This window comes from Nocardioides sp. CCNWLW239, from assembly GCF_037137035.1.
Classification (GTDB): Bacteria; Actinomycetota; Actinomycetes; order Propionibacteriales; family Nocardioidaceae; genus Nocardioides.
Genome location: NZ_JBBBNW010000001.1, coordinates 242,599 through 254,656, shown reverse-complemented (window position 1 = coordinate 254,656; position 12,058 = coordinate 242,599). Strand labels below are relative to the sequence as shown.

At 68.8% G+C, this 12,058-nt stretch carries 11 protein-coding genes; 7 read left to right on the top strand and 4 right to left on the bottom strand.

Annotated elements, in window-relative coordinates; genetic code table 11:
- Window positions 1–106: 106 nt before the first annotated feature.
- Window positions 107–1,786, bottom strand: a complete 1,680-nt coding sequence (locus tag WBG06_RS01230; protein ID WP_336734318.1) for a DUF885 domain-containing protein — start codon at window positions 1,784–1,786, stop codon at window positions 107–109.
- Window positions 1,787–1,897: 111 nt separating this feature from the next.
- Here WBG06_RS01230 and WBG06_RS01225 point away from each other — a divergent pair, with 111 nt between their 5' ends.
- A complete protein-coding gene (locus WBG06_RS01225; protein ID WP_336734316.1) occupies window positions 1,898–2,437 on the top strand; it encodes a SigE family RNA polymerase sigma factor in 540 nt (179 codons plus the stop codon).
- Window positions 2,430–3,707: a hypothetical protein gene (locus WBG06_RS01220; RefSeq protein ID WP_336734315.1), complete on the top strand. Its 1,278-nt coding sequence runs from the start codon at window positions 2,430–2,432 to the stop codon at window positions 3,705–3,707. Before WBG06_RS01225 ends, WBG06_RS01220 begins: the two co-directional genes overlap by 8 nt.
- On the opposite strand, the gene WBG06_RS01215 is transcribed toward WBG06_RS01220, so the two are convergent.
- Window positions 3,674–5,020 carry a hypothetical protein gene (locus WBG06_RS01215; RefSeq protein ID WP_336734312.1) on the bottom strand — a complete coding sequence of 449 codons (1,347 nt, stop codon included), beginning with the start codon at window positions 5,018–5,020 and terminating at the stop codon, window positions 3,674–3,676. The genes WBG06_RS01220 and WBG06_RS01215 overlap by 34 nt on opposite strands.
- Window positions 5,021–5,132: 112 nt before the next feature.
- Here WBG06_RS01215 and WBG06_RS01210 point away from each other — a divergent pair, with 112 nt between their 5' ends.
- The gene (locus WBG06_RS01210) at window positions 5,133–6,341 is read left to right on the top strand and encodes a cation:proton antiporter (RefSeq protein ID WP_336734310.1); all 1,209 of its coding nucleotides are present in this window, start codon (window positions 5,133–5,135) and stop codon (window positions 6,339–6,341) included.
- A 217-nt stretch (window positions 6,342–6,558) separates the two neighbouring features.
- Here the strand turns inward: WBG06_RS01210 and WBG06_RS01205 are convergent, their stop codons facing one another.
- A complete protein-coding gene (locus tag WBG06_RS01205; RefSeq protein WP_336734307.1) occupies window positions 6,559–6,783 on the bottom strand; it encodes an acyl-CoA carboxylase subunit epsilon in 225 nt (74 codons plus the stop codon).
- The gene (locus WBG06_RS01200) at window positions 6,780–8,399 is read right to left on the bottom strand and encodes an acyl-CoA carboxylase subunit beta (RefSeq protein ID WP_336734305.1); all 1,620 of its coding nucleotides are present in this window, start codon (window positions 8,397–8,399) and stop codon (window positions 6,780–6,782) included. Before WBG06_RS01200 ends, WBG06_RS01205 begins: the two co-directional genes overlap by 4 nt.
- A 40-nt stretch (window positions 8,400–8,439) precedes the next feature.
- Here WBG06_RS01200 and WBG06_RS01195 point away from each other — a divergent pair, with 40 nt between their 5' ends.
- The 4 genes from WBG06_RS01195 (at window position 8,440) to WBG06_RS01180 (ending at window position 12,026) form a co-directional block, all read left to right on the top strand.
- The gene (locus WBG06_RS01195) at window positions 8,440–9,249 is read left to right on the top strand and encodes a biotin--[acetyl-CoA-carboxylase] ligase (protein ID WP_336734303.1); all 810 of its coding nucleotides are present in this window, start codon (window positions 8,440–8,442) and stop codon (window positions 9,247–9,249) included.
- A gap of 24 nt (window positions 9,250–9,273) precedes the next feature.
- Window positions 9,274–10,224: an adenylate/guanylate cyclase domain-containing protein gene (locus WBG06_RS01190; protein WP_336734301.1), complete on the top strand. Its 951-nt coding sequence runs from the start codon at window positions 9,274–9,276 to the stop codon at window positions 10,222–10,224.
- Window positions 10,225–10,473: 249 nt separating this feature from the next.
- The gene (locus tag WBG06_RS01185; protein WP_229788189.1) at window positions 10,474–10,773 is read left to right on the top strand and encodes a winged helix-turn-helix domain-containing protein; all 300 of its coding nucleotides are present in this window, start codon (window positions 10,474–10,476) and stop codon (window positions 10,771–10,773) included.
- 95 nt (window positions 10,774–10,868) lie between these two features.
- Entirely contained in the window at window positions 10,869–12,026 is a 1,158-nt protein-coding gene (locus WBG06_RS01180) for a 5-(carboxyamino)imidazole ribonucleotide synthase (RefSeq protein ID WP_336734295.1), read from the top strand.
- The last annotated feature ends 32 nt before the right edge of the window (window positions 12,027–12,058 follow it).

Below are 12,058 nucleotides of genomic sequence, written 5' to 3'. Positions count from 1 at the left end.
AGGCCGTCCTTGACTCCGGGACAGATCGAGAAGACCCTCGAAGGAGGGTCGGCGGCCCACCCCAACCCCGAAAGAGCAGTCACCAAAGAGAGCGGGTTACGCCGACCTACAACCGCCCCAACGCCGCCCGCAGAGGATCGAGCCCGAGCGACCCGAGGTCGAGCGCAGCCCGGTGGAACGCCTTCAGATCGAAGTCATCACCAGCCCGAGCCCGCGCATCGTCGCGGGCCTGGAGCCAGATCCGCTCGCCGACCTTGTAGGACGGGGCCTGGCCCGGCCAGCCGAGGTAGCGGGCGACCTCGAAATCGAGGAAGGCGTCCTCCATGAGGCAGTGCTGGCCGATGAACTCGCGGCCGAGCTCGGGGGTCCAGATCTCGCCGGGGTGGAAGCCGAACGGGTTGTCGGCCGGGATCGGGAGCTCCAGGTGCATACCGATGTCGATGATCACCCGGGCGGCCCGGAAGGACTGGCCGTCGAGCATGCCGAGGCGGTCGCCGGGGTCGTCGAGGTAGCCGAGGTCGTCCATGAGGCGCTCGGCGTAGAGCGCCCAGCCCTCGCCGTGGCCCGAGACCCAGCACATCAGCCGCTGCCAGCGGTTGAGCAGCTCGGCGCGGTAGGCGGTCTGGGCGACCTGGAGGTGATGGCCTGGTACGCCCTCGTGGTAGACCGTGGTCAGCTCGCGCCAGGTCCCGAAGGAGGTGACCGACTCGGGTACGGACCACCACATCCGGCCGGGACGGGAGAAGTCCTCGGAGGGGCCGGTGTAGTAGATCCCGCCGTCGGAGGTCGGCGCGATCATGCACTCGATCCGACGTACCGGCTCCGGGATGTCGAAGTGCACGTCGGCGAGCTCCGCGATGGCTCGGTCGGCGGTGGTCTGCATCCACTCCTTGAGCGCGTCGGTCGAGGTCAGCTGCCGCGCGGGGTCGCGGTCGAGATGAGCGGCCGCCTCGACCAGGCTCGAACCCGGCAGGATCCGGTCGGCGGTGGCATCCATGTCGTCGGAGAGCCGCTTGAGCTCCTCCCAGCCCCAGGCGTACGTCTCCTCGAGATCGATCTCGGCGCCGAGGTAGCGCCGTGAGTAGAGCTGATAGTCGTCGCGCCCGACGGCTTCCTTCGGCAGCCCGCGGGGGACCAGGTCATCGGTCATGAACCGCCCGAACTCGGCGAACGCCTCGTTGGCCTTCGCAGCCGAGGCCTCGAGCTCGGCGCGCAGGGATGCGGGCGTGGTCTCCGGGGCCCGCGCGACCAGCCCGCTGAAGAAGTCACCGGAGCCCTTCTGCCCGGTCCAGCCCAGGATCTGGTCGGCGACCTTCACGTACTGAGCCGCCGCCGAGACCCGCCCGGCCGCGGCCTCGTCGCGGAGGGTCGCGGTGTAGCCGGCGACCGCGTCCGGCATCGCGGTCAGCCGGGCTCCGATCGCCGCCCAGTCGTCCTCGGTGTCGGTCGGCATCAGGTCGAAGACCTCGCGCAGGTTGTGGATCCCGCTGGCGATGACGGAGACGAACTTGCGGTCGAGCTGGGCGTCGGCGAACTCGATGTCGAGGCCAACCCGCTCCAGGAAGGCTTCCTTGGCGACCTGCTCACGCTCATCGACGGGCTCGATCGCCGCCACGTCCGCAAATGCCGCCCGGTGGAGGTCCTCCACCGCCTGCATACCGTCGGGGGACAGGTCGGGGAGCTCCGCGTCGTGGCCGGCGACACCGACGTAGGTCGCGGTCAGAGGGTCGAGGGCGCAGAGCTCCTCGACAAAGCGGTCGGTGCGGGCGTCTACTTCGCGGGTCACCTGGCCAACCCTAGGTCCGCGACCGGCTGGGGCAACTCAATTCCGTGCTACACGCAACGAACCCGACAGACTTCGCGTAGGAGGTGTGTGAACGTGCCAGAGGAGGTGTCCGTGGATGCCGCTGAGGAGGAGAGGGAGCCAGACTTCGGGGCCTGGGTGGCTTCGAGGGGTCCCGCGCTGCAGCGGTTCGCCTACCTGGTGACCGGCAACAGCTCCGACGCTCCTGACCTGGTGCAGGACGCCCTCACCCGCGCACTGCCGAGGTGGGAGTCGCTGGCGGCGTCCGGGACGGCGGAGGCGTACGTGAAGAGGAGCATCGTCAACGGTTCGATCAGCGGCTGGCGCAAGAGGCGCCGGCTGGTGCTGGTCGAGGACGTCGAACCGATGGCCACCAGGCATGAGCCGGGGCCCGAGGAGCGCGACGCCGACGAGGCGTGGGCACTGGTGCAGACGCTGCCGTCCAACCAGCGAGCGGCGGTGGTGCTCCGGTTCTACGAGGACCTGTCGTTCGCCCAGATAGCCACGGTGCTCGACTGCGCCGAGGCCACCGCCCGCTCGCACGTGCACCGGGCGCTGGCCAAGCTGCGGCAGCGGTTGAACGAGCAAGGCTCTGCTGATCAGAGAGGGAACGAGGGGGTTGAACATGAGTGACTTCGAGCGCGAGGAGCGGGCCTTCCGGGCTGCGCTGTCCCGTGCGGCGGACGGCTTCGAGCCGCGGGAGCTCGACATCCCCGGGGCCACCGAAGCCACTGACGAGGTGGAGACGACAGACGAGAAGGCACCCGTACGCCGCCGGACGACGTGGATCCTGGCTGCCGCTGCCGCGGTGCTGGCCGTCGTCGGCCTCGGTGGAGTGGTGGCGAACCTGCAGTCGAACGGCGGGGGCGACGCGACCACGGCGGCGAGCGACGAAGGCGCCGCCGAGGACAGCTCCGGCGGCGCGCCGAAGGCGCTCTCCGAGCAGGGGGAGGCGGCGCCCGAAGGCACCTACACCGACCGGGGCCGCACCGATCTGCCCGCGCCCGCGGAGGGGATGCGCTGGGCGGTCCGCTACGACATCGCCTTCCAGGTGCCCGAGGAGTGGGCCGACGCCACCGCGCCCGCGCGGCCGGACTGCATCGCCGAGCCGGGTGACCAGTGGGACACCGTCCCGCGGACGCCCTACGTCGCGAACGTCACCAACCAGCCGGTGCCGATGATCGCCTGCAACGAGACCGCTGACCGCGACTTCCCGGCACAGTTCGGCACGGTGCCGTTCTCGCTGTGGCAGCCCTACGTCCTGGTCGAGAAGCCGGAGCCGAACGCAGCGGAGCCCGAGACCGGCTCCTGGGAGCACGAAGGCTGGCTGCTGACCCGGGTCCAGATCGAGGATGCGTACGCGACGATCCTGACGGGTCCCGGCGACGATGACGTGAACGCCCAGATCAAGGGGTCGCTGCGGACGACGCCGAAGGACCCTTACGGCTGCGAGACGGCCTCGCCGCTGGCCGAGGGCGACCCGGTGCGCCCGAAGACCGAGCCGAAGACGTCAGCGCTCGAGGGTGGTGTTCCGGAGTCGATCGCGGTCTGCCGCTACGAGCCGTCCTCGGCCTCGCTGACGGGTTCGCGGGAGATCACTGGCGCGGCCGCTGCCGCTCTGGTGGAGGCGATCCGGATCGCGCCGGCCCGCTCCGGTCCCAACACGCCGCAGAACTGTGCCGCGGGGCAGCCGATCACGGCGTACGTCATCCTGCGGATCTTCCGCGAGGAGGGTGCGCCCCGGGACGTCTATGTGAACTACGAGAACTGCGACGACCACGGGTTCTTTGACGGAACCACCGTGCGCGAGCTCACCCCGGCAGCCTGCCGCCCGGTGTTCGCCGAAGAGCCGGTCACGATCTACTCGGCTCAGGGCGACGTCGCCAGGGTCTGCCTCTCCTGACCCTCGGCTGCTGGCCGCCCCCGCTCGGGGAGGGCGGCCAGCAACCGAGTGGTGCGCCACGCGGCGTAGAGGAAGAGGAGCACCAGGAGGCCGTTGCGCCAGGCCAGGACCTCGGTGATCCACGGTGAGCCGACGTCGTCGAAGGTGAGCATGTAGCCGTACATCCGCGGGAAGATCTCATGGGTCAGCAGCGTCACCGCGACCAGTACGACCGACCAGACCCCGAGCCGCGTCCGCGCGCGGCCGTGGAGCAGAACCATCCCGGCGGAGGCGGCGGGCAGCAGCCAGAGCATGTATTGCGGGCTGAGCACCTTGTTGGTCACCAGGAACCCGGAAACGGTCGCCAGCACCAGCCACACGATCGTCTCCTCGGTCCGCCCGCCGCCCCGGAGGCGGCGCCAGGCGAGCACCCACCAGACGATGAAGATCGTCCCGGCGACCACCGAAGCGATCGTCGCCGCGAGGAGCAGACCTTCGACGGACGGCCCGCTGATGTCGTAGGCCTTCCACTCGGTGTAGTCGACGGTGAGACCGCTCGCCGGGCCGTGGTGCCCCCACTCGACCATCGCCGGGGTCGCGAAGACCGACTCGATCTGAAGACCGCGATCCCCCTGGTAGCCGAGCGGCGTCCAGAGCCGGTCCCAGCCACCGAGGACGAGACTGAGGCCGGCGAGCGCCACGCCGGTGGCCGCGACCGTGAGGATCACCTGCCGGCGGGTGCTGCGGACCGCCGCGAGCGCGGGGATGACCAGGATCGGCCAGTACTTCGCGCCGGTCGCGAAGGCCGCGAACGCTGCCGCCACCCGCGGCCTCCTGACCGCGTAGAGCACGGCCAGGCCGACCATGATCCCGGGGAAGAGATCGAAACGGGCGTACGCCGTCGCGCCCAGCGCCGGGACCGCAGCGATCCACAGCGCCTCGGCGCCGGAGACCCCGAACCGCGGGTGCTCACCTCGGCGGTTGCGGACGATCAGCACCATGAAGAGGAGATCGGTCAGCGCGGCCATCACCAGCACCGCCACGATGTACGCCTCGCCGCCCAGATGGAGCAGGCCCATCGCTGCGTACGGAATCCAGAGCAGCAGCAGCGCCGGCACCGGATACTCGATGAGCGTCCCCGCCACCCCGTCGGTGGCCAGGGCGTCCAGGCTGTCGCGGTAGTAGTTCACGTCGCCCACGACGCCCCACTCCGCGCCCCACCAGTCGACCCAGCCCTCGGCCGCCGCGGGGAACCCGTAGAGGACGACCACCCATCCCCGCGTCACCAGCCATGCCAGGGTGACCAGGAGATAGCGCCGAGAGAACGTGACCACAGTGCGATCATGACATTGCCTCGAATCGGGGTGACGCAACGGCCACAAGAGGCTGGGTGACTCGCAGGGGTTGTGCCGCGTCGTTTCGGTGCGGAGCGGTTAATCTCGGCGCATGGCCGAAGCGCACTCGCTCGTCGACAGCCTCGTGCCGTTGTGGTGGATCGCGCTGGCGGCCGTGCTCGGCCCGGTCCTCGCGCTCGTGACGAAGCGGGCGGTCCCCGATGTCGTCTGGCTCCTCGTCTTCGGCATCGTCATCGGCCCGCACATGCTCGGCTTCGCTGAGATGTCGGAGGCCATCGTGCTCGTCCGGGAGCTCGGGATCGGGTTCCTGTTCCTGCTCGCCGGTTTCGAGATCAACATCGCCGACATGCGGGGCAAGCAAGGCCGGAACGCGGCGCTGACCTGGGTGATCTGCGCTGTCCTGGGCGTGGGGGCGGGGCTGCTGATCATGCAGGGAGAGTGGGAGGTCGCGCTCGTCCTCGGGATCGCGTCGACCTCGACGGCCCTGGGAACGCTCCTGCCGATCCTCAAGGACTCCGGTGCGATGGCGACGCCCTTGGGCCGCGCGACGATGGTGCACGGTGCGTACGGCGAGCTGCTGCCGATCGTCGCGATGTCGGTCCTGCTCTCCACTCGTGGCACCTGGCAGGCGGCCCTGGTGCTGGTGGGTTTCCTGGTGGCCGCGGTCCTGACGGTCGCGATCCCCGGCCGGATCTTCCAGCGGATACCGCTGCTCGGACGCGCCTTCGTCGCAGCGTCGAACTCGACGATGCAGACCACGCTGCGTGTCACCGTGCTCATCCTCATCACGCTCATGCTGTTGACGTCGATCCTCCATCTCGATGTCGCGCTCGGCGCGCTCGCGGCCGGGCTGCTCATCAACGCCGGGCTGCGTAACGCCGTCCCCGGTCATGCCGACGAGGTGATGCACAAGGTCGAGGTTGTCGGCTTCAGCCTCTTCATCCCTGCCTTCTTCGTCACCAGCGGGATGAGCATCGACCTTCTCGCTGTCCTCGCCCGGTGGCCCCTGCTGATCGGGTTCATCCTCATGATCGCGGTCGTACGGGGCCTGCCGGTCTTCCTGCGCGAGGCCTGGACACCGACCCATTCGGGCCTCGAGTCGAGACGCGAAGAGGCCGCGCTCGGGCTCTATGCGGCGACAGGACTGCCGATCATCGTCGCGGTGACCCAGATCGCAGCGGCCTCAGGGGTCATCTCCACGACGGTCGCATCGGTGATGGTCACGGGCGGTGCGGTGACGGTGATGGTGTTCCCGTTCATCGCGCGGCGGCTGACGGCGGAGTTGGCCGACGAGCGATGACCAGGCGGGCGTGACGGTCAGTTAGGTTCTCCGCCCGTCAGCGCGGTGTACGCGGCTTCCGAGAGCTCTCCGGGGTGCCCCGGCGTACGACGTTGCGCAGGTTTCCTAGGCAGTTGGACCAGACGTTCTCGACGTCGCTGAACGAGCTCACGTCGAGGATGCTGTCACTGCGATCTGTCTGGGGCGAACGAAAGCTCGTTCGCCCCAGACAGGAGCGTCAGTGGGGGAGGCCGCTGGCGCGCCAGGCGTTGGGGCCGGGGTGGAGCGGGGCGCGGAGCTGGGGAGCGGCCCAGAGGGAACGCTCCTTCTTCTTCGGGGCCTCGGCCGAACCCATCGCGGTGAAGACGGCCACGATCGCGGCTACGTCCTCGGGGGTGGCGTTCTGGTCGATGACCTTGAGCAGGGGCTTCTGCTCGGCCTTCGGCCCTTCTGGCGCGGTCACAGCGGGATGTTCCCGTGCTTCTTCGCGGGAAGAGTTTCCCGCTTGGTGCGCAGCAGTCGGAGCGCGCGGGTGACCTCGGCACGGGTCTCGTGCGGGGGGATGACCGCGTCGACGTAGCCGCGCTCGGCGGCGATGTAGGGGTTGGCGAGGGTGGTCTCGTACTCGTCGATGAGCTCGGCGCGCTTGGCCTCGACGTCACCGCCGGCGGCCTCGACCTCTGCCAGGGTGCGGCGGTGGACGATGTTGGCCGCGCCCTGAGCGCCCATGACCGCGATCTGGGCGGTGGGCCAGGCGAGGTTGATGTCGGCGCCGAGGTGCTTGGAGCCCATGACGTCGTAGGCGCCGCCGTAGGCCTTGCGGGTGATGATCGTGACGAGCGGGACGGTGGCCTCGGCGTAGGCGTAGATCAGCTTCGCGCCGCGGCGGATGATGCCGTTGTGCTCCTGGTCGGTGCCGGGCAGGAAGCCGGGGACGTCGACCAGGGTGATGACCGGGACGTTGAAGGCGTCGCAGGTGCGTACGAAGCGGGCGGCCTTCTCGGAGGCGTCGATGTCGAGGGTGCCGGCGAACTGCATCGGCTGGTTGGCGACGATGCCGACCGGGCGGCCCTCGATGCGGGCGTAGCCGGTGATGATGTTGGGCGCCCACAGCGCCTGGACCTCGAGGAACTCCTCGTCGTCGACGATGTGGGAGATGACCTCGTGCATGTCGTAGGGCTGGTTGGCCCCGTCGGGGATGAAGGTGTCGAGCTCGCGATCGAGATCTGAGATTTCCAAGTCCGCGGTCTCGTCATAGGCCGGCGGCTCCTCCATGTTGTTGGAGGGAAGGTAGGAGAGCAGCGCCTTGACGTAATCGATCGCGTCCTCCTCGTCGGAGCCCATGTAGTGGGCGACGCCCGACTTGGAGTTGTGGGCGAGCGCGCCGCCGAGCTCCTCCATGGTGATGTCCTCGCCGGTCACGGTCTTGATGACGTCGGGGCCGGTGATGAACATGGCGGAGGTCTTGTCGACCATGATCGTGAAGTCGGTGACGGCGGGCGAGTAGACGTGGCCGCCGGCGCAGTTGCCCATGATCAGGCTGATCTGCGGGATCACGCCGGAGGCGTGGACGTTGCGCTTGAAGATCTCGCCGTAGAGGCCGAGGGAGACGACGCCCTCCTGGATGCGGGCACCGGCGCCCTCGTTGATGCCGATCAGCGGGGAGCCAGTCTTGATCGCGAGGTCCATGATCTTGGTGATCTTCTCGCCGTAGACCTCGCCCAGCGACCCGCCGAAGACAGTGAAGTCCTGGGAGAAGACGCAGACCTGGCGGCCGTCGATGGTGCCGTAACCGGTCACCACGCCGTCGCCGAAGGGGCGGTTCTTCTCGAGCCCGAAAGCGGTGGAGCGGTGGCGGGCCAGCTCGTCGACCTCTTGGAAGGATCCCTCGTCGAGCAGCATCTCGATGCGCTCACGGGCGGTCTGGCGACCCTTGGCGTGCTGCTTCTCGACAGCCTTGGCGGAGCCGGCGTGGACGGCCTCGTCGAGACGACGCTCCAGCTCGGCCAGCTTTCCGGCCGTCGTGTGCAGGTCGATGCTGGGCTCGTTCTCGGGCTGAGGGGTGGCTTCGGCGCTCACGTTGCTCCTTTGGACTTCGTGCGGTGCGGGGGCCAATCTAATGCGTGTGACACCTTCTGCGATGCGACGCCCGTCACTTGACCACACTCGGCTCGATGGGCTAACAGGTGGGTGGCGAGTCGAGATCCTCGACTCGACCCCGTCCACGAATGCCGAGCTGGCGACGCGCGCCAGGTCGGGCGAGGAACCGGGCTTGGTGATCACCACCGAGCACCAGACCGCCGGCCGAGGGCGACTGGACCGAGGCTGGACCACCCCGGCGCGCTCGGCGCTGACCGTCTCCGCGCTGCTGCGCCCGGATCCGTCGATCCCGGTGGAGCGCTGGCCGTGGCTGCCGCTGATGACCGGCGTCGCGGTTGCGTCAACGCTGCGGAGGAAGGGGTACGCGGCGGGGCTGAAGTGGCCCAACGACGTACTCATCGAGGGCCGCAAGGTGTGCGGGATCCTGATCGAGCGGATCGAGAGCTCCGAGGGTGCGGCTGCGGTGATCGGGTTCGGGCTCAACACCTCGTTGACGCGCGAGGAGCTGCCGATCGAGACCGCCACCTCCTTGGAGCTGGAGAGCGGCGCGCCCGTCGACCGCACCGAGATGCTGGTCGCCCTGTTGGAAGAGCTGGCGGCTGCGTACGAGGTCTGGGGTTCGGATTCCACCGAGCTCGCTCGCCGCTACCGGGAGCTGTCGGTGACCGTCGGCGAGCAGGTGCGGGCCGAGTTGCCGGGCGGGGAGGCCTGGGAGGGCGTGGCCACCGAGATCGACGACTTCGGCAGGCTGGTCATCGCGACCGACGCGGGGCCGCGGGTGGTCGGTGCGGGCGACGTGATCCATGCCCGGCTCCGTCCGCGGCCATGATGATCCGGGTGGCATGATCAGGTCGTGGCGAAATCGAAGCAGCCCGTCAGCCTGACCTCGGCGGAGGTCGCCGAGAAGGCAGGCGTGACCCTGGACCAGGCGAAACGTCTGTGGCGCGCGCTCGGGTTCCCGGAGATCGGGGATGACGAGGCGTTCTTCGACGAGGCCGACGTGCAGGCTCTCGCCAAGGCCAACGAGATCTCGGGCAACGGTCTGGTCAGCTTCGACCTGGTGGTCAACCTGACCCGCGGCATCGGGCAGTCGATGGCTCGGCTCTCCGACTACGAGGTCTCCGCGCTGCTGCACCACGTCGAGACTCAGAACGAGGACGAGCGGTCCCCCTCCGAGCTGCTGAAGGCGGCCGTCTCGGTCTCGGAGCAGTTCGAGAGCGCGTTCGAGGAGATGATGATCTTCGCCTGGCGCCGGCACACCCGCGCCGCGCTCGCGAGGGCGGAGGCGTCGGTCGCGGGACCCGAGGAGCAGCTGGGTACGGTCTGGCAGACCGTCGGCTTCGCCGACATCGTCTCGTTCACCGCGCTGTCGAACACGCTGACCGAGGAGAAGATCGGCGATCTGGTCGAGCTCTTCGAGTCGCGGTGCGCCGATGTGGTCGCGACTTGGGGCGGCCGGATCATCAAGTCGCTGGGCGACTCGGTGCTCTTCGTCAACGACGACCCGCTGCAGGCCTACGGCACCGCCGAGGGGATCATCAACGTGATCGGCCGGGATCCGCGGATGCCGGACGTGCGTGTCGGGCTGGCCTCCGGCAACGTCGTCTCGCGCCTCGGGGACGTCTTCGGGCCGCCCGTGAACATGGCCGCCAGGCTGACCGCGGTCGCCCGGCGCAACCGGATCATCGTCGACGAGGCGACCGCAGGCACCATGCCGGAGGACGAGTTCGAGACCCGGCGACTGGCCGCTCGACCGGTGCGAGGTTTCGGGATCGTGGAGCCTGTCGCTGTTCGTCGTGTCTGAATCGTGACCTTTCATGGTGCCGCTGACCTGCGATTTCGCAGATTTGTTCACATTCCGTTGTAGTTAACAGTCGATCAACGACGCGCGTAGATCGCTTTACCTCGCTGGGCCTTCGTGGGCATGGTGGAGAGCGTCGTTCGGGGGCGATCGTTTGGCATGCCCAATTCGTTGCACTCTGGCATGAAGATGTCAGTGGCAATATCGTGCAATCCTTTGCCAAGGGCTCTTTACCTCCCTAATGTCGGTCTCATGATCGAGGTACAGGAGATCAAGCTCGACCCCGAGACCCGGCGAGCATGGCGGAACGATGAGGAGCTGACGCTCTCTCGCAAGGAGTTCGACCTGGTTCATGCCCTGATCAAGAGGGCTGGCAACGTCGTCTCCCGCGACGAGTTGATGAGGGACGTGTGGAACGCGACCTTCTACACCTCGTCGAAGACCATCGACGTTCACCTGGGATGGGTGCGTCGCAAGCTGGGCGACGACCCCCGGAAGCCCCATCTGATCACCACTCTGCGCGGCAAAGGCCTGCGCTTCGAGAAGGCCTGACCTTCGCCCAGCCTGCCGGGGGCCCGGTTTCGCGGATGGCGTGAGGGGGATCCGCGAAATCGGTCCCGGCAGGGCGATCTCTCTATCCTGTCGTCGTGACCCTCGCACCGACACTTGCGATCATCGGCGGCGGCCAGCTGGCCCGCATGATGGCTCAGCCTGCAATCGCGCTCGGCCTCCCGCTCCGGCTCCTCGCCGAGGGTGAGGGCGTGTCGGCCGCCCAGGTCATCCCCGACCAGCTGGTCGGTGACTACCGCGACCTGGACACCTTGAAGAAGGTCACCGAGGGATGCGACGTGGTCACCTTCGACCACGAGCACGTCCCGACCGAGCACCTGCACGCTCTCTCCGCCGCCGGCGTCGCCGTACGCCCCGGGCCTGACGCTCTGGTGCACGCCCAGGACAAGGGCGTCATGCGAGCCCGGCTGACCGAGCTCGGCATCCCGTGCCCGCGCAACGCCATCGTGTCGTCCGTGGCCGAGGTCGAGGAGTTCGGGTTCCCGTGCGTGCTCAAGACCACTCGCGGCGGTTACGACGGTAAAGGCGTGTGGGTCGTACGCGGCCTCGCCGACGTCGCCGAGCCGCTTCGCGTCGCCGAGGAGGCCGGCGTCCAGGTGCTCGCCGAGGAGCTCGTCGACTTCCGCCGTGAGTTGTCCGCGATCGTCGCCCGTTCGCCGAGCGGTCAGGCTGCTGCGTACCCGGTCGTGCACACCTACCAGGAGAACGGCGTCTGCAAGGAGGTCATCGCTCCGGCTCCCGACCTCTCGCCCGAGCTCGCCGTCCAGGGCGAGCAGATCGCGCTGCGTATCGCCGGTGAGCTCGGCGTCGTCGGCATCCTGGCGGTCGAGATGTTCGAGACCGTCGACGGCCGGCTGCTCGTCAACGAGCTCGCGATGCGCCCCCACAACACCGGCCACTGGACCCAGGACGGCGCCGTCACCTCGCAGTTCGAGAACCACCTGCGCGCGGTCATGGACCTGCCGCTCGGCTCGCCGGCGCCCCGTGCGAGGTGGTCAGTGATGGTCAACATCCTCGGCTCGACCCGGGAGAACGTCGGCCGTCTCTACGACGGCTACCCCCACGCCATGGCCCGCGACCCGCACCTCCGCGTCCACCTCTACGGCAAGGAGATGCGCCCGGGCCGCAAGGTCGGCCACGTCAACGTCTACGGCGACGACCTCGATGACTGCCTCGAGCGCGCCCGCCACGCCGCCGACTGGTTCCAGGGCGACCTCGGCAACGACTCCGACTGACCGTCGAGGCGTCACCCGCGTCGTCCGAGGCG

Bases quoted from the DNA above. Each gene is read 5' to 3' on its own strand.
- WBG06_RS01220 (WP_336734315.1), top strand. From the start codon at position 2,430: ATGAGTGACTTCGAGCGCGAGGAGCGGGCCTTCCGGGCTGCGCTGTCC.
- WBG06_RS01210 (WP_336734310.1), top strand. From the start codon at position 5,133: ATGGCCGAAGCGCACTCGCTCGTCGACAGCCTCGTGCCGTTGTGGTGG.
- WBG06_RS01195 (WP_336734303.1), top strand. From the start codon at position 8,440: ATGCGTGTGACACCTTCTGCGATGCGACGCCCGTCACTTGACCACACT.
- WBG06_RS01185 (WP_229788189.1), top strand. From the start codon at position 10,474: ATGATCGAGGTACAGGAGATCAAGCTCGACCCCGAGACCCGGCGAGCA.